At 69.9% G+C, this 15,805-nt stretch carries 16 protein-coding genes; 7 read left to right on the forward strand and 9 right to left on the reverse strand.

Going from position 1 to position 15,805, the window contains the following annotated elements:
* Positions 1-73 precede the first annotated feature (73 nt).
* Positions 74-1,960 (reverse strand): transketolase, encoded by a 1,887-nt coding sequence (locus OG306_RS04525; RefSeq protein ID WP_266744745.1) that lies wholly within the window; start codon positions 1,958-1,960, stop codon positions 74-76.
* A 256-nt stretch (positions 1,961-2,216) separates the two neighbouring features.
* Positions 2,217-2,987, reverse strand: a complete 771-nt coding sequence (locus tag OG306_RS04530) for a dienelactone hydrolase family protein (RefSeq protein WP_266744746.1) — start codon at positions 2,985-2,987, stop codon at positions 2,217-2,219.
* 275 nt (positions 2,988-3,262) lie between these two features.
* Here OG306_RS04530 and OG306_RS04535 point away from each other — a divergent pair, with 275 nt between their 5' ends.
* Together OG306_RS04535 and OG306_RS04540 are read left to right on the forward strand one after the other, a co-directional pair.
* Positions 3,263-3,661: a DUF6221 family protein gene (locus OG306_RS04535; RefSeq protein WP_266744747.1), complete on the forward strand. Its 399-nt coding sequence runs from the start codon at positions 3,263-3,265 to the stop codon at positions 3,659-3,661.
* 432 nt (positions 3,662-4,093) lie between these two features.
* Positions 4,094-4,597, forward strand: coding sequence for an inorganic diphosphatase (locus OG306_RS04540; RefSeq protein ID WP_371665134.1), 504 nt, complete (start codon positions 4,094-4,096; stop codon positions 4,595-4,597).
* 153 nt (positions 4,598-4,750) lie between these two features.
* Here OG306_RS04540 and OG306_RS04545 read toward each other — a convergent pair whose 3' ends face one another.
* Positions 4,751-5,665, reverse strand: a complete 915-nt coding sequence (locus OG306_RS04545) for an IS982 family transposase (RefSeq protein ID WP_266744749.1) — start codon at positions 5,663-5,665, stop codon at positions 4,751-4,753.
* A gap of 70 nt (positions 5,666-5,735) precedes the next feature.
* Between OG306_RS04545 and OG306_RS04550 the strand changes: the two genes are divergently transcribed.
* Positions 5,736-6,125: a hypothetical protein gene (locus OG306_RS04550; protein ID WP_099506786.1), complete on the forward strand. Its 390-nt coding sequence runs from the start codon at positions 5,736-5,738 to the stop codon at positions 6,123-6,125.
* Between the two features lie 115 nt (positions 6,126-6,240).
* On the opposite strand, the gene OG306_RS04555 is transcribed toward OG306_RS04550, so the two are convergent.
* Complete coding sequence (locus OG306_RS04555) at positions 6,241-6,783, reverse strand: SixA phosphatase family protein (protein ID WP_266744750.1); 543 nt, start codon at positions 6,781-6,783, stop codon at positions 6,241-6,243.
* A 417-nt stretch (positions 6,784-7,200) separates the two neighbouring features.
* Between OG306_RS04555 and crcB (OG306_RS04560) the strand changes: the two genes are divergently transcribed.
* Genes crcB (OG306_RS04560) through crcB (OG306_RS04570) form a run of 3 tightly spaced genes read left to right on the forward strand, consistent with a single transcriptional unit; the run spans position 7,201 to position 8,389 of the window.
* Complete coding sequence (gene crcB / locus OG306_RS04560; RefSeq protein WP_266744751.1) at positions 7,201-7,665, forward strand: fluoride efflux transporter CrcB; 465 nt, start codon at positions 7,201-7,203, stop codon at positions 7,663-7,665.
* Entirely contained in the window at positions 7,662-8,018 is a 357-nt protein-coding gene (locus OG306_RS04565) for a DUF190 domain-containing protein (protein ID WP_266744752.1), read from the forward strand. Before crcB (OG306_RS04560) ends, OG306_RS04565 begins: the two co-directional genes overlap by 4 nt.
* Complete coding sequence (gene crcB / locus OG306_RS04570) at positions 8,015-8,389, forward strand: fluoride efflux transporter CrcB (protein ID WP_266744753.1); 375 nt, start codon at positions 8,015-8,017, stop codon at positions 8,387-8,389. The genes OG306_RS04565 and crcB (OG306_RS04570) overlap by 4 nt, the downstream gene beginning before the upstream one ends.
* 385 nt (positions 8,390-8,774) lie before the next feature.
* On the opposite strand, the gene OG306_RS04575 is transcribed toward crcB (OG306_RS04570), so the two are convergent.
* The 4 genes from OG306_RS04575 to OG306_RS04590 all read right to left on the reverse strand — a co-directional run bounded on the left by OG306_RS04575 (position 8,775) and on the right by OG306_RS04590 (position 12,716).
* Positions 8,775-9,152, reverse strand: coding sequence for a zf-HC2 domain-containing protein (locus OG306_RS04575; RefSeq protein ID WP_266744754.1), 378 nt, complete (start codon positions 9,150-9,152; stop codon positions 8,775-8,777).
* Positions 9,153-9,299: 147 nt separating this feature from the next.
* Complete coding sequence (locus tag OG306_RS04580; RefSeq protein WP_266744755.1) at positions 9,300-9,995, reverse strand: response regulator transcription factor; 696 nt, start codon at positions 9,993-9,995, stop codon at positions 9,300-9,302.
* On the reverse strand, positions 9,967-11,205 hold the full coding sequence (locus OG306_RS04585) for a sensor histidine kinase (RefSeq protein WP_266744756.1): 1,239 nt from the start codon (positions 11,203-11,205) through the stop codon (positions 9,967-9,969). Before OG306_RS04585 ends, OG306_RS04580 begins: the two co-directional genes overlap by 29 nt.
* 401 nt (positions 11,206-11,606) lie before the next feature.
* Positions 11,607-12,716 carry an alpha/beta hydrolase gene (locus OG306_RS04590; RefSeq protein WP_266744757.1) on the reverse strand — a complete coding sequence of 370 codons (1,110 nt, stop codon included), beginning with the start codon at positions 12,714-12,716 and terminating at the stop codon, positions 11,607-11,609.
* Between the two features lie 304 nt (positions 12,717-13,020).
* On the opposite strand from OG306_RS04590, the gene OG306_RS04595 reads away from it, so the two are divergent.
* Positions 13,021-14,001 (forward strand): aldo/keto reductase, encoded by a 981-nt coding sequence (locus OG306_RS04595; protein WP_371665135.1) that lies wholly within the window; start codon positions 13,021-13,023, stop codon positions 13,999-14,001.
* 224 nt (positions 14,002-14,225) lie between these two features.
* Here OG306_RS04595 and OG306_RS04600 read toward each other — a convergent pair whose 3' ends face one another.
* Positions 14,226-15,683 carry a dihydrolipoyl dehydrogenase family protein gene (locus OG306_RS04600; protein WP_266744759.1) on the reverse strand — a complete coding sequence of 486 codons (1,458 nt, stop codon included), beginning with the start codon at positions 15,681-15,683 and terminating at the stop codon, positions 14,226-14,228.
* Positions 15,684-15,805: the final 122 nt, after the last annotated feature.

Below are 15,805 nucleotides of genomic sequence, written 5' to 3' on the forward strand. Positions count from 1 at the left end.
TCGGTCGCCGACTCACGCGCATCCGCCTCCTGGCCCCGCTCGCGGGGACGCGCGGGCCCCGGATCAGCAGGGCTCAGCGGCCGACGAGGTCATGGGCGGTTCGGATGATGTGGGTGCGTGAGATGCCCGCGGCATCGAGGAGTTCCGAGGTGGTCCCGGAGCCCGGCAGATTGCGTACGGCAAGGTGGGCGAGTCCGGGAGCGAGTCGCTGTGCGGCGAGTGCGGACAGCACGGCCTCACCGATGCCGCCTTCGGGGTGGTGGTCCTCGACGACGACCAGTGCGCCCGTTTCCCGGGCGGCGTGGGCGAGCATGTCGAGGTCCAGCGGCTTGACGGAGTACAGGTCGACCACCCGGGCGGGGATGCCGTCGGCGGCCAACTGGTCGGCGGCTGCGAGGCATTCGTGGACGGTGACGCCGGCGCCGATGAGAGTGACCCGGTCGCGGTCGCTCGCGCGCAATGTCTTGGACCCGCCGACGGGGAACGTCTCGTCGGAGCCGTAGAGGACGGGGTAGGCACCCCGGGTCGTGCGGAGGTAGGAAATGCCGTCCAGGTAGGCCATGGCGGCGGTCAGGGCGGCGGCGGATGTGGCGTCGCTGGGGTAGAGCACGGTGGAACCGTGGACGGCCCGCATCATGGCAAGGTCCTCCAGGCCCATCTGGGACGGCCCGTCCGCACCGATCTCGACACCGCAATGGGTCCCGCACAGGCTCATGGAGATCTGGGAGACCGCCGCCATGCGGATGAAGTCATGGGCCCGGGTGAGGAAGGCCGCGAAGGTGGTGGCGTACGGGCGGTAGCCGCGTACGGCCATACCGACGGCACTGGCGATCATCTGCTGCTCGGCGATGTAGGTCTGGAAGTACCGCTCGGGGTGCGCCTTGCCGAAGTCCTCCGCGTGGGTGGAATTTCCCACCTCCGCGTCCAGGGCCACGATGTCGGGCCTGGCGCCGATCGCGGCGAGCGCCTTGCCGAAGGCGACGCGGGTGGCGACGGATTCACCGATCCGGAATTGCGGCAGCGTCACCTGCACGGGGGCGGCCGGGGCGGCGGAGGGGGCGGAGGGGGCGGCGGCCGGCCGGTGGCCGCGGACGGTGAGGTGGCGTACGCCGCCCAGTTCGGTGACGGCACGCGCGGCGAGGTCCTCTGGCAGCGCCTTGCCGTGCCAGCCCTCGGCGTCCGCGACCTCGGGGACGCCCTGGCCCTTGACGGTCCTGGCGACGACGACCGTGGGGGCCTGCCCGTCTCCCGCGACGGCCAGGGCCTGCTCGACGTCCGCGAGATCGTGGCCGTCGACGACGAGGGCGCGACAGCCGAAGGCTTCGGCCCGGCGGGCGTAGGCGCCGGTGTCCCAGCCCAGCTCCGTGGGTCCTCGCTGGCCGAGACGGTTCACGTCGATGATCGCGACGAAGTTGGCCAAGCGGTGTCGGCCCGCCTTGTCCAGGGCCTCCCACACCGACCCTTCGGTCATTTCGCTGTCGCCGCACAGCACCCACACCCGGTACGGCAGGTGTTCCAGGTCGCGTCCGGCGAGCGCGATGCCGACGCCGTACGCGATGCCCTGGCCCAGCGAACCGGTGGCCGCGTCCACCCAGGGCAGGACCGGAGTCGGGTGACCCTGCAGACGAGCGCCGTTGCGGCGGTAGGTGGTCATCAGTTCCTCTTCGCCGATCGCACCGGCGGCGAGGAACATCGCGTACAGCAAGGGAGAGGCATGGCCCTTGGAGAAGATCAGGTGATCGTTGGCCGGATTCTTCGGGTTCTGCCAGTCGTAGCGCAGTTGGCGCGTCATGAGGACGGCCATCAGATCCGCGGCGGACAGGCTGGAGGTGGGGTGGCCCGAACCGGCGGCGGTGCTGGCGCGGACGGAGTCCACTCTCAGCTGCTGTGCCAGCTGGAAGACCTGGTCGAGGCCGCTGTCCGGCCCGAGGGCGACAGTATGGGTGTTCTGGGCCGTCATCGCGGCTTCCTCTCTCGTCCTGCCTTCTGATCCGGGCGTTCTGACTACGGGCGTTCTGATCCGGGTGCTGCGATCCGGATGTTCGACGGCCGCCGGCTCGCGGGGCGGGCACAGAACCACGTGCGGCGTCCGCGGCCCCCTGCCGACGGTATGTCCATGGCACGGGGGCCGCGATTCAGCGCGGGCCGGGATTCAGCGGCAGCGCGGGAGTCGGCGGGGGCCGGGAGTCAGGCCGGGAGCCGACCGGGGCCGCGGTTCACACGCGTGCCGGCCCGATGGTGCGGTCCAGGAGTGCGGTCAGCGCCGTCCAGTGGCGGTCGTCCGCTGTGCTGTCGTACCTGACGGTGTCCGCCTGGGTGAAACCGTGGTGCGCCCCGGTGTAGACCTCACTGTGGTGGCGCACGCCCGATGCGGTGAGCGCCTCGTCGAGGCGGTCGATCTGCTCGGGGGGCATCGAAGGATCCTGGTCCGCATGGCCGAAGTACAGCTCCGCGGTGATCCGGTCGGCAAGCAGGTGCGGGCTGTCGGCGGAGTCGGTGGCCAGGTTCGCGCCGTGGAAGCCGGCCGCGGCCGCGATCCGCTCCGGGTACGTGCCTGCGGTGCGCAGAGCAAGGCCGGCGCCCATGCAGTAGCCCGTCACGGCGACTGGCCCGTCGGCGGCCAGGGGGCAGTCCGCGAGCCAGTCCAGATAGGCGTCGGCATCGCGCATCGCCAGATCGGGTGTCAGTGACCGCAGGATCGGGCCTAGACGCTCGAAGATGTCCGGCCGTCGGGCCGGATCGATGAATTCGGGCAGCTCGACCACCGGCGCTCGCCCATGGCGGTAGAAGACGTTGGGGACCAGGACGGTGTATCCGTCTCCGGCAAGGCGGTCGGCCATCTTCTTCAGCTGGGGACGGAGTCCGAAGGCGTCCATGTAGAGCAGGACCGCGGGGTGCGGACTGCTGTCATCGGGATGGGTCAGGTAGGCGTCGGCAGCGCCGTCCTGTGTGGGAATGTCCACGGATGTTCCGCGCACGGAGGACATGGGCGGTTCTCTTCTCTCGTCGGACGCTCCTCCGTGCCCGGTGGCAGGAGGTGTGCGGTTGCGGTCAGCGATCGTAGACGGTCGGTGATCGTTCGGCCGGTCGTCCGGCCGCGGCCGGGGCACGTCGTCAGGGACGTTGTGCCGGTCTTCCGACTCGGTATCGTCGTCCGGCAGCCCCGGAAAACGAGGCGTACGAGACGAACGAACAGCACTCGCGCGGACAGTAGGTGCAGTTCCCGGCAGGGAGCCAAGACGGTGAAGGACTCGCGATCCCGATGACAGAAAACTCCGACATGATCGACTTTGTTCGGGCGCGCCTCGCCGAGGAGGAACAGATCGCGCGAGCGGCGGGCGGAGAGAACTGGCGGTGTCCGGCCGACGTGCCCGGCGAGGTCCACGACCGGTCCGGCGCCATCGCGTTCATCGTGCGCAATCGCGGGTTCGACCAGCACATCGCTCACCAGGACCCTGCCCGTACCTGTCGCCGCATCGAGACGAGCAGGGTTCTGCTAAATGAATACGCGGAGGTCGCCGACAGGGACACCGACCGCCCCGAGCACAACTTCTCGTCCGGCCGTGCCGTCGGACTCGGCTTCGCCGTCCGGCAGATGGCCGCAGAGCATGCCGGCCACCCCGACTACCGGGCCAAGTGGCTGCCGCGGTTCATCCAGTAGCGTCCGACGCCTGCCGCCGGCGTCGGACGTCTGCCGCCGCGTCCGGGAAGGAGCCGCGGCAGCGACTGCCGCGGCGTTCCGGGGTGCCGTCGCCCGGCGGACGGAGCCCTGACCGGCGGGGCCCCGTACGACCACTCCGTCCCCGCTCGGCCGCACCGCGGCCCTTCCGCGCTGCCGGATGCACGGGGCAGGCGCACACTGGAACCGCGCGCCGGGCGTGCCGGGCGTGCCGGGCGTGCCGGTGATCATGTCCGCATGCGCTGCGCCCCGCGCCGCACCCACGGCTCATGTGCCCGCGAGCCATCTGCCTGCACCACACCCTCGGCTCTGCTGCGCAAGCAGGGCCGGCGCACCCGTCACGAGGCCGAGGGTGCCGGCAGCAGCGCGAACCGGCACGCACCACCTCCAACACCCCATCGCCAGGAGGCAGCTATGGAGTTCGACGTGACGGTGGAGATCCCTCGGGGGTCCCGCAACAAATACGAGATGGACCACACACTGCACCGCATCCGCCTGGACCGGCTGCTGTTCACGTCCACCAAGTACCCGGCGGACTACGGCTACATCGAGGGAACGCTGGGCCGCGACGGCGATCCGCTGGACGCTCTCGTACTGGTCGGAGAACCGACGTTCTCCGGCTGCACCATCGAGTGCCGGGCTGTCGGCATGTTCGTCATGAAGGACGAGAAGGGGCCCGACGAGAAGGTCCTCTGCGTGCCCGCCCATGATCCGCGCTACGCCGCCATGCAGGACATCGGCGATATTCCCGCCTTCGACACATTGGAGATCACCCATTTCTTCGAGGTCTACAAGGACCTCAAACCCGGCAAGTCCGTCGAGGGATCCCACTGGGAAGGACGGGACTCCGCCTACGCGGAGATCGAGGCATCCCGCGAACGCGCCGCCGTCGGCGGGAGCACCAAAGAGCCCTCGTGACCACCTTGCGCCCTGCGGGCGCGCTGACCCTGACGTCGCACGGCGAGCAGCAGGCGGCCCGCCGCCATTGAATTGAGCTGATCCGCGCGGCAGTCAGCCTCCCTCGGCGTCGTTCCTGGGCGTCGTTCGAACTAGATGATCTATTCCAAGGGGTCAGTGATCGTAGGCGATCAGTGAGCGTAGGACGGTTCGTCCGGTCGCGTCGTTGTGCCAGATCGCGGCGGTCAGCGCGAGGATGCGTTGCATGACGCGGGCTATGACACCTCCGAGTGTGCGCCCTCGGTGCCGTTCGAGGTCAAGCTGTCCCTTGAAGGTCTCGTTGATCGATTCGATGACCTGCCGCAGCGGCTTGAACAGGGCGGCACCAGGCCGTTCCCATTCACCTTTACGGGCAGGCCGCAGCAACTGGACTCCATGCTCGGACAGTTCGCGTTCGAAACCACGGCCGAAGTAGTTCTTGTCGCCGATGAGAGTCTGTCGGGGGCGCTCTCGCAGAAGCTCGCATTCGGCGGCCAGGAGGTCGAGGAGGGTCTCGCGTTCGTCGGCCTTGGCCCCGGTCAGGACGAAGGCGATGGGCAGGCCCTGAAGGGTGCACATCATGTGCAGGCGCAGGCCCCAGAAAAAGCGGCTGTGGCCGGCGCAGTAGCCGTATTCGGCCCAGCCTGCCAGGTCGGAGCGTTTGACGGTCTCGCGGGAGCGGCCGCATTCCACCGGGGTGGAGTCCACGACCCATGCGTCGTCGCTCCACACCGAGGTGGTGGCGGCCAGGATCCGGTTGACGCTTCGCATCAGACCGGCGGCCTTGCGCAGCCGCTTGTTGTAGCCGGGCTGCTGGGGCAGGTAGGGGAAGAGGTGGCGCAGGTGGGCACGAGCATGGCGGAGCCATTTGGCCTCGGAGGTGAAGCCGAGTATGGCCTGCATCGTGGCGAGGGTGACCAGTTCGGCATGGCTCAGGCGGGGCGTAATGCCGACCGGCGGGCGCCACGGCGCCAGCCCAGGAGGCTCCTTCAGGATGTCGTCGGTCGTCGCATAGAGTGCTGTCGCGAGGGTGTCCACGTCGTTCGTCACAAAACGATCTTGGACACCCTCGTTCTCGTCTCCGCAGGCGCCCCTTGGACCACACCACCAGGAGGAACCAGTGTCATACCCGCAACTGCTCACCCCCGAGGAGAGGCTCGCCGACGCGAAGAAGCAGCTGAGCCTCCCGCGTATCGTCGTGATCTGCGGCTCCACCCGCTTCATGACCGAGATGACCGAGGCCGATCTGCGGGAGACCAAAGCCGGAAAGATTGTCGTCAAACCGGGCTGTGACATGAAGTCGCCGCACGAACTTTGGTCCGATCCTGTCGAGGCCGAGGCGCTGAAGGTTCGACTCGACGATCTACACCGAGCGAAGATCCGGCTCGCTGATGAGGTGCTCGTAGTCGGCGACTACATCGGAGACAGCACCCGAGCCGAAATCGCCTACGCCCGGTCGCTGGGCAAGCCCGTGCGGTTCACGCACCCCGAAGTCGACCCTGACGCCTGACCGCCCGCTGCCACCTCGACAACCAGGGCCGGCAGCCTGCCGCCTGACCGTCTCGCGGTGGCGTCGGCCGCCGCCCACCCCACACCCTCCGCAGGCATCTCTTGGAATTGATCATCTAGGCGTCGTTCGAACGCCTGACGTGGACGCCGCGCGGTACGGCGAAATCGGTGAGCGTCGCCGTCCCCGGAGCGAGCCGGGCCCACGTGCCGGGCAGCATCAGCACCGCGACCGCGGCGGTCGGATACTTCACGCGGGCCCGCGTGAGTGCCTCGTCGTCGCCGTCCCCCGCCAGGGACAGGACCATGTCCTGCACTCCCGGCTGGTGGCCGATCAACAGCACCGTCCGCCGCCGCTCCGGGACGTCGCGCACGACGGAGACCAAGGCGGACGCGCTCGCCTCGTACACCCGCGGCTCGAACACCACCTCCGGCGCGGCGCCCAGTTCAGCCGCGACCAGATCCCAGGTCTGCCGGGTGCGCCGGGCGGTCGAGCAGATGACCAGGTCGGGCACGCACTGCGCCTCGTACAGCCACCGTCCGGCCGCCGGGGCATCCCGCCGGCCCCGGCCCGCGAGCGGGCGCTCGTGATCGGGTACACCCTCCGGCCAGGCCGACTTGGCGTGCCGCAGCACGATCAGCCTCGCCGACGCCTGCGTCACAGGCCGGGATGCGGTCCGGACAGCCAAAGCCGTACGCACCCCCTGCCTGCGGGCCGGCCTCCGGGTCGAGGCGGCATGTCGGATACGGCTGGATCACACAAAGCCGTAATGGGCGCCATGAGGCGCGGTCACGGCGAGCCTCATCGCCGAATGTCCAGTGTCCCGCGCGGGGGCGGGCGCCACAACCGCCGTATCTCTCCCCCACCCCTCCCGCCCGGACAGGAGAACGTCCCCGGCACCCGCTAGGCTTGCCCGAGGCGGTGTTCTCGTACGCACCGCACGGCGGTGGGGCCCGCCGTACCCGAACCGCGGCAACGACGCCGCCAACGGTCCCTACTTGCGACGCGCAGTTCACGCATGCCTGCGCCCGACGAGTAGGAGATGTACGTGGAAGAGTCCCGGAGCCCGATTCCCCCGATGGTGAATGAACCCGTCGACCCCGACGTCGATCTCCACAGTCCCGCGCAGCACAGAGAACTCCGGCTGCGCCAGGGCCCCGTGATGGCCGCTGTCGCGCTCGGCGGCGGGGTGGGGGCGGCCGCACGGTACGGGGCCTCGCTCCTGTGGCCCACCGCGGCCGATGCCTTCCCGTTGACGACCTTGGCCGTCAATACCATCGGCTGCGCCATCATCGGCGTCTTCATGGTCGTGATCACCGACGTCTGGGCGGCCCACCGGCTCGTACGCCCCTTCTTCGGCACCGGTGTCCTCGGCGGCTTCACCACCTTCTCCACCTACGCCGCCGACATCCAACGCCTGGTGGACGGGCGCGAAGCACGCACCGGCCTGGCGTACCTGGCCCTCACGCTGCTCGCCGCCATGGCCTCCGTATGGATCGCGGTCACCGTGACGCGACGTGTCATCGAATGGAGGCAGCCATGAGGCTCACCGGTTCCGCGCTGCGCGTCACCATCTTCATCGGCGAGAACGACATGTGGCACCACAAGCCCGTGTTCACCGAGATCGTCCACCGGGCCCGCAAGGCCGGTCTGGCCGGCGCCTCCGTCTTTCGCGGTATCGAAGGCTTCGGCGCCTCCTCCCTGATCCACACAACGCGGTTGCTGTCCCTGAGCGAGGACCTGCCGGTCGCCATCGTGATCGTCGACACCGATGACCGGATCCGGGCCTTCCTGCCGCAACTGGACGAACTCGTCACCGAGGGGCTCGTCGTCCTCGACGACTGCGAAGTCATCCGCTACACGGGACGGCACGCCCGCGCCGAGGAGGGGCAGTGAACTGGCTGCTCGTCATCGCGGGCGCCATGGTCGGAGCCCCCCTGCGCTACCTGACCGACCGCACGGTCCAGTCCAGGCACGACAGCCTCTTCCCGTGGGGAACTTTCACGGTCAACATCGTCGGCTGCCTGGTCCTCGGGCTGCTCACCGGCATGGTCACGGCCAAAGCCGTCTCCTCCGAAGTACAACTGCTTGTCGGCCCCGGCCTGTGCGGGGCGCTCTCGACGTACTCCACCTTCTCCTACGAAACGCTGCGCCTGGCGGAGGACGGAGCCCGGTTCTACGCCGCGGCGAACATCGCGGCGAGTGTGGTGGCCGGGCTCGGAGCCGCGTTCACCGGTACGGCGCTCGCCCAGGCCGTCTGGGGATAGCCGCTCCTCTGGCAGGACCCTGCTGCGGGACAGAAGCGCCCGCCACCGGAGAAGACCGGAGAGGTACGTGAACGCGAACGCTCCGGTGGCGTGGGGCCCGTCGACATCGGCGCGCGCGACTGGCGCGTCCTCACCGCCGGCTGATCCGGACGCGGCCCGCCCGTGGACGGCATGGGCGGGGTGCGCAAACCCGCGCGCACCCAGTTGGCCAAGGTCTGCCAGGCGCTGCCCGGCGAGGTTGCCGGCCCGGTTCCTGGCGTGATCTCGTGGCCCGCGAGGGCGGGAACGGCGGTCGGTGCGGCCGGCCCGTCCGAGCCCGCGAAGGGACCCGTCAGGGCCGGTGCCGTTGTGCCCCAGGGCACGTCGCCGCTTCCACCAGGTCGGTTCACCTGAGTTGCGACGTGGTCTTGCTGACCCACTGGGCCAGTGTGATCTGCGTCGTCGGGGCGGCCCCGTCCGACCCGGGGTAACGGGAGGACCCGTGGCCGCGTTCGGCCCGGGTGGCCGCGCACGCCCGCCTGTTCCGGCCCTGGCCGCAAGCCAGGGCGTCGCGCAGCAGGGTCAGGTGTGCGGGCACCGCCGCACGGCGGTCGCGCTCGTCCCGGCACGTGTCGCAGGTCGCCAGGTGAGCCGCCACGGCGCTCGCCTCATCGGGTGCAAGGAACTCGAGTGCGTTTTTGGCCAGTAGTCCACGGATCCTGCGGCATTCCTCGACGACAGGCTTCTCGCCGGACATCTTGGTCGAGCAGTGGGCTTCGATCATGGCGAAACCTCCGTTTCTTGGTCTCACCTTCGCCCATCGGCGGCCCCTGGCGCGTCGTCCCCACACGGTGATTCCCGACTACCACGGCTGCGGTATCCGGTACGCCGGACTACTGCTGGGACCCCACGCGGAACAGCGTGTGGACGATCACGCGGGCACCTCCGGGGGATTCGGCTCGGCGGCCGGACTGACCAGCCCGCACTGATAGGCGACGACCACGAGCTGGGCGCGGTCACGAGCCGCCAGCTTGGTCATCGCCCGGTTGACGTGGGTCTTGGCGGTCAGCGGGCTGACGAACAGACGATCGGCGATCTCGTCGTTCGACAGGCCCAGCGCGACGAGGATCATGACGTCGCGCTCCCGCGGCGTCAGGCACTCCAGCCGCTCGTGCACGGCCACTGGACACGGATCCGGCTGGGCCAGAAACCGAGTGATCAACGCCCGTGTCGCCGTCGGGGACAGCAACGCCTCGCCGCCTGCGACGGTGCGGACGGCTTCGAGAAGCTCCTCCGGTCGCGCCCCCTTGCCGAGAAAGCCGCTCGCACCCGCGCGCAGCGCCTCGGCGACGTGCACGTCATTCTCGAAGGTGGTCAGGATGAGTACCTTCACGCCTGCGAGGTCTTCGGACTCACTGATGAGCTGTGTCGCCTCCAGGCCGTCCATCTCCGGCATGCGGATGTCCATCAGGACCACGTCCGGGCGCTGTGCGCCGGCCAGCTCGACCGCCTCGCGTCCGTTGGACGCCTCCGCCACGGTCTCCATGTCGTCCGTGGCGTCGAACAGCATTCTGAAGGTGCCCCGTAGCAGGGCCTGATCATCGGCAAGCAGTACGCGAATCGTCATGCCCATCTCTCCGATCCCATGCCGGACCGGGGCGGCTGGGGCGCAGCGGTAGTTCGGCCGTCACGGTGAATCCGCCCTCGGGACGTGGTCCCGCGTGCAGCCTGCCCCCGATCGTGGCAGCCCGCTCACGCATGCCGATCAGCCCGTGACCGACCCCTGGCTGAGGAGGGTGCGCTCCGGCGGACCCGTCGTCCTCGACGGTGATCGTAAGCCGTTCACGGTGGTAGTGCAGGAACAGCCGCGCATGGTCGGCTCCGGCGTGCTTGCGCACATTGGTCAGGGACTCCTGCACGATGCGGTACGCGGCCAGGTCGACCGCCGGCTCCAGCGGTTCGGTGTCGCCGCACCGGGTGTGGCTCACGGCGAGCCCGGCGCGTTCGAACGACGCCAGCAGGGCCGGTATCTGCGCAAGGCCCGGCATCGGATCGCGCAGCGCCACCGGGTCGTCGGACTGCCGGAGCAGGCCCACGGTCACCCGTAGTTCGTCCAGGGCGGAGCGGCTGGTGTCCCTGATGTCCTCCAGAGCCTTGAGGATCTGTTCCGGTCGCTGGTCCACCAGATGGACGGCGACGCCCGCCTGCGCGTTGATCAAGGCGATGTGATGCGCGACGATGTCGTGCAGTTCGCGTGCGATCCGGACACGTTCGGCCGCCACTCGCTGCCGTGCCTCCTGCTCGCGGGTGCGCTCCGCGTGCTCCGCCCGTTCCTCCACGGCCGCCACATAGGCGCGGCGTGAGCGCACCCCGTCCCCGACGGCGGCCGGCAGTGCCGTCCAGGCCAGCATCGCGACCGTGTCCGGCTCCAGCCACGACTTCGCGGTGAACACCGTGGCGGCGCTGATCAAGATGGCAGCCGAGACGGATGCCGCGGTCCAGGCGGTACGCCGGTCGGTCCGCACGGCCACGTTGTAGACGGACACCAGAACCGGACTTGCGACCAGCGGGCTGTCCCGAATCCCGAGTACCTGAAAGGCCACCCCGCAGCCAATGGTGACGACCAGTACGCCGAACGGGTGACGGTGCCGCCACACCAGCGCGGAGCAGCCGACGGCTGCCACCAGCACTGCGGGCCAGCGCAACAAGAATTGATGCTGGTGCGGTACGACCGAGGCAGCCACGACCGACAGCACGAACAGCACCGCCGCGCCCACCGCGTCCACCACGCGGATCCGGGCTTGCGCTCCCGGCCTCCAACCGTTGATCACCGCCATGTCCCCACCGTAGGGTCGACCGCCGAATCAGGCATCGTCGCGCTCCGGCAGGGGTTCGATGCTGCGCTGGAGGTGGAGCTGCGGTTTACCCGGCCCTCACCCGGCCCCCGTCCGTCATCGCCGACCAGCGACGGGCTCCGAGGTACAACCGGTTGAAACGTTCACATTGACCCAAGAAGACGACCGGACGCGGCTCCGCGTCGTCGAGAGCGGGTTCACGGCGCTGGCCGGGTCCGAGGAACTGTGCAGTCAGAGTGGGACCCGTCGAGCCCTGAGGCGTGCGTCCGGCCCGGATGACGCGGCAGGATCCGGGAACTACATGGTCAGGGTTTCGGGGAACAGCAGCCGTCCGGACCGAAGGCTGCCCCGCTGCTCCCCGGAACCGTGTTCAGGGTGCAGCGTCATGTCGCCGGCCCCCCGGACCCCGTCGAGCCGGCGGAGGGATTCTCCCGCGGCATGCGCGGTGTCGAACACCTCGGGACTCTCGCGCCGGACTGCGCCAGGAGGCGCTGGAGCCAGCGGGTACGGGCGTTGCGTGCGTCCTGGCTGAGGGCCGCCCGCGGTGCCAAACCGTCGAAGCCGTGGTAGGCACCGGGCCAAACATGCAGTTCAGCCTCGCCGCCGGCCTGCCAGATCGCGTTCGCGTAGGCCACGTCCTCGTCCCGGAACATCTCGGCCGACCCGACGTCGATATAGGTCGGGGGGAGTCCGGAAAGATCCGTGGCGCGAGCGGGAGCCGCGTAGGGCGGCAGGTCCGCGGCACCGTAGCGGTCACCCAGCAGTGCCTTCCACGCGGTCGTGTTGGAGGTGAGGTCCCACACGCCGAGGCCCGTCATCTGATGGCTGGAGAAGGTGCTGCCGCGGTCGTCGAGCATCGGGCACAGCAGCAGTTGCCCCAGTGCCCCGGGACCGCCGCGGTCACGGGCCAGCAGGGCGAGGGCCGCGGCGAGCCCGCCGCCGGCGCTCTTCCCTCCGATGACGACGCGGTCCACGTCGATGTCCAGTTCGGCCGCGTGCCCGGCCGCCCAGACGAGTCCGGCGTAGCAGTCCTCCAGCGGTCCCGGGTACTGCGCCCGCGGCGCCAGCCGGTACTCGACCGAGATGACGGCCAGTCCCAGCGGGAGCGCCCACTCGCGCAGAATCCGCGGAAGCACGGACCACGCGTTGCCCATGACCATCGCACCTCCGTGCATGTAGTACAGGAGAGGCAACGGCCCGACGAGCCCGGCCGGCCGTGCGCTCACGAGCGTGACGTCCGGCCCGCCCGGCGGTCCCGGCACGCAGAACTCCGCCACGTCGAAACGGCCGTCGGCGCGAAGGCCCTCGGCCGTCGGCCTGGGCCGGCTCGCGGCATCCCGCTCTTGGCGGGCCTCAAGATTGCCCGGGGTGAGCGGCTCCCTCGACTCCTTACCCAACGCAGCCAGCGCAACGCTCAGTTCGGGGTCGAAGGGAGGCACTGCCTTCGGTGTCGGGACACGGCCGGCCTCCGACGGCGTACGGCGGACACTCATCGCCTGCCCTCCCCCGGTCGAACGCCGGGATGCCGCCGGGCAGTCCCGCGGAAACACTTCGGCTGCGCACACACGCACCCCGGGAACACTCGCCTGAGACCCATACGGCGTAGCCAATCACGCCGTCGGGCGACACCGCTGCCCTGACCACGGGCCGAGGCCGTGGCCGTGGCCCCATCAAGCCGGGCATCAAGCTGTCGACGTCGCGGGCCACGGATCTTGTTCAGGACGGGCGGCCCACGGATCTCCGGGGCACTCGTCGGCCTTGCCGTCGTGTGCACTCCAACTCCTAGTGTGCTCAGGCATGGAGAACAGGACGCTGGGAAACAGCGGGATCGAGGTCAGTGCGCTGGGATTCGGGTGCTGGGCCATCGGCGGTGAGTGGCAGGACGCCGACGGAAACCCTCTCGGATGGGGCACGGTCGATGACGAGGAGTCCGTCGCGGCGATCCGGCGGGCGACGGAGCTCGGGGTTACTTTCTTCGACACTGCGGACGTGTACGGCACCGGCCACAGCGAGCGGGTGCTGGGGCGGGCGCTCGCGGGCCGGCGGGACGAGGTGGTCATCGCCACCAAGTGGGGCAATGTCTTCAACGAGGAAACGCGCACGCTGATCGGTGAGGACACGACGGCCGCCTACGCGCGCCGGGCACTGACCGCGTCATTGCGGCGGCTGGGCACCGATTGGATTGACGTGTACCAGCTGCACCTGAGCGACGCACCATTGGTCGCGGCGGCTGAACTACGCGACGTATGTGAGGAGTTCGTACGAGAGGGGCTCATCCGCGCGTACGCCTGGAGTACCGATGATCCCGGGCGAGCGGCGCTCTTCGCTCAGGGGGAACACTGCGCGGGCGTCCAACACGCGTGCAATGTGCTGGTGGATGCGCCCGAAATGCTGGCGTTGTGCGAGCAGCGTGGCCTCGCGTCCATCATTCGCAGCCCGCTCGCCATGGGCCTGCTCACCGGAAAGCAGGGATCTCCCGGCCGCGGTTCAGCGGGCGACATCCGATCGCTGCCGCCCGCGTGGCTGCGCTGGTTCGACGAAGGTGGCGTTCCCGCACCCCAATGGAGGGCGCGCGTCGATGCGGTACGGGACGTCCTCACCGCCGACGGCCGCACGCTTGCACAGGGTGCCCTCGCGTGGCTGTGGGCACGCAGCCCGCGGACGGTGCCGATCCCCGGATTCCGTAGCGTCGCCCAGGCCGAGGAGAATGCCATGGCCCTCCAGCGCGGCCCCCTTTCCGGCGCCCAGCTCTCCGAGGTCGCCGAGCTGCTGCGGTGAGAGGTCCGGCCGAGCTCCGTGCCGCTCGCGTCGCCCGGCCAAGTGACCGAAATTCTGGCCGACTTGTGGCCCTGACCCGTGGTGCCGGAACGGTCGGATCGGGGCACCGTCAGGGCCGTCGCCGCGTGCGCACACGCCCACGGGCCGAGGTCGTCCGAGTGCCAGGGTTCGGCGGCGACCTCGTCCACAGTCCGGCCGGCGGCAGGGCCTGCTCCCCGCCCGTCTCAGGTGTGGTCGCGCTGGTAGGCGGCGAGGAGGAAGAGCCAGATCTCGCTGACGGTCGGGAAGCAGGCGATCGCGTGCCTGAGCCGCTTGAGCGGGATCTCGCCGACAACAGCGACGGTCGCCGAGTGCAGCAGCTCGCCGACTCCGGGACCGACGAAGGTCACCCCGAGCAGGATTTCCCGGTCGAGGTCGATCACCATCCGTGCGTGGCCGCGGTAGTTGTCGGCGTAGAGGTTGGCGCCCTGAACAGTGTCGAAGTCGAGGTCGACGGTCTTGATGCGGTGGCCGGCCCGGGCCGCCTGTTCGGCGGTCAGGCCCACGGCGGCCGCCTCGGGGTCGGTGAAGAAGACCTGTGGTACGGCGTGCTGGTCGGCGGTGGTGGCGTGGTCACCCCACGGGCCGTCGTCCACGGGGAGGCCTGCGGCGCGGGCGGCGATGGCATCGCCGGCGGTCCGCGCCTGGTACTTGCCCTGGTGGGTGAGCAGGGCCCGGTGGTTGACGTCGCCGACGGCGTACAGCCACGTGCCGTCGACCCTGCGGACCAGACAGGTGGTGTCCACGTCCAGCCATGCGCCGGAGGTGAGGCCGACCGTGTCCAGGCCGATGTCGTCGGTCGCGGGGGTCCGGCCGGTGGCGAACATGACCTCGTCGGCCTGCAGGTCGCTGCCGTCGTCGAGGGTGAGAGTGACGGGTCCCGTGGGGTCCGGGCGACGCGCTGCGGTGGCCTGGGTACCGATCCGTACGTCCACGCCCGCCTCGGTGAGGCTGCGTGCGACGAGCTCGCCCGCGAAGGGTTCCATGCGCGGGATCAGGCGGCGGCGGGTGAGCAGGGTGACCTGGGAGCCGAGACCCTGCCAGAGGGTTGCCATCTCGACGCCGACTCCGCCGCCACCGACGATGGCGAGGCGGCCGGGCACGGTACTGGAGTCGGTGCCGTGCCGGTTCGTCCAGGGCCGGGCCTCAAGGATGCCGGGGATATCGGGCAGGAGCGGTCGGCTGCCGGTGGCGACGGCCACCGCGTGACGGGCGATGAGACCGTGGCGTGCGCCGTCGTCCCTGGTGACCGTAATGCGGCGGGGGCCGTCGATGCGGCCGTGGCCGCGGTACAGGTCGGCGCCGGTGGACTTCACCCACTCGGCCTGTCCGGTGTCGTCCCAGTCGGTGACGTAGTGGTCTCGGCGGGCGAAGACCCGATCGTCGTCGAGCCGGCCGGTGACGGCCTGCCGGGCGCCGTCCACCCGGCGGGCGTCGGCGACCGCGATGACCGGCCGCAGCAGGGCCTTACTGGGGACGCAGGCCCAGTAGGAACATTCGCCGCCGACCAGTTCACGTTCCACGACGGCGACGGTGAGGCCGGCGGCGCGGGCGCGGTCGGCGACGTTCTGGCCGACCGGTCCGGCGCCCAGCACGACCACGTCGTAGGTGCCGTTCGCCTGGTTCTCGCGTGCTTCGCTCATTGCTCCCTCGCATCTCATCGGGGCTGACGGGGCCGCATCACCGGCTCATGTAACCGCGTGGTGCGCGTCGGCCGTCATACCCTGGCCGTACGGGTCACCGAGAGCGGTCGTTCGTGCCACTT

Origin of the sequence: Streptomyces sp. NBC_01241 (genome assembly GCF_041435435.1) — a bacterium.
GTDB lineage: Bacteria > Actinomycetota > Actinomycetes > Streptomycetales > Streptomycetaceae > Streptomyces.

What these genes read in the sequence shown, in the direction of transcription:
- OG306_RS04525 (WP_266744745.1), bottom strand. Translation starts at nt 1,960, where the DNA reads ATGACGGCCCAGAACACCCATACTGTCGCCCTCGGGCCGGACAGCGGC.
- OG306_RS04530 (WP_266744746.1), bottom strand. Translation starts at nt 2,987, where the DNA reads ATGTCCTCCGTGCGCGGAACATCCGTGGACATTCCCACACAGGACGGC.
- OG306_RS04535 (WP_266744747.1), top strand. Translation starts at nt 3,263, where the DNA reads ATGACAGAAAACTCCGACATGATCGACTTTGTTCGGGCGCGCCTCGCC.
- OG306_RS04540 (WP_371665134.1), top strand. Translation starts at nt 4,094, where the DNA reads ATGGAGTTCGACGTGACGGTGGAGATCCCTCGGGGGTCCCGCAACAAA.
- crcB (WP_266744751.1), top strand. Translation starts at nt 7,201, where the DNA reads ATGGTGAATGAACCCGTCGACCCCGACGTCGATCTCCACAGTCCCGCG.
- OG306_RS04565 (WP_266744752.1), top strand. Translation starts at nt 7,662, where the DNA reads ATGAGGCTCACCGGTTCCGCGCTGCGCGTCACCATCTTCATCGGCGAG.
- OG306_RS04575 (WP_266744754.1), bottom strand. Translation starts at nt 9,152, where the DNA reads ATGATCGAAGCCCACTGCTCGACCAAGATGTCCGGCGAGAAGCCTGTC.
- OG306_RS04580 (WP_266744755.1), bottom strand. Translation starts at nt 9,995, where the DNA reads ATGACGATTCGCGTACTGCTTGCCGATGATCAGGCCCTGCTACGGGGC.
- OG306_RS04585 (WP_266744756.1), bottom strand. Translation starts at nt 11,205, where the DNA reads ATGGCGGTGATCAACGGTTGGAGGCCGGGAGCGCAAGCCCGGATCCGC.
- OG306_RS04590 (WP_266744757.1), bottom strand. Translation starts at nt 12,716, where the DNA reads ATGAGTGTCCGCCGTACGCCGTCGGAGGCCGGCCGTGTCCCGACACCG.
- OG306_RS04595 (WP_371665135.1), top strand. Translation starts at nt 13,021, where the DNA reads ATGGAGAACAGGACGCTGGGAAACAGCGGGATCGAGGTCAGTGCGCTG.
- OG306_RS04600 (WP_266744759.1), bottom strand. Translation starts at nt 15,683, where the DNA reads ATGAGCGAAGCACGCGAGAACCAGGCGAACGGCACCTACGACGTGGTC.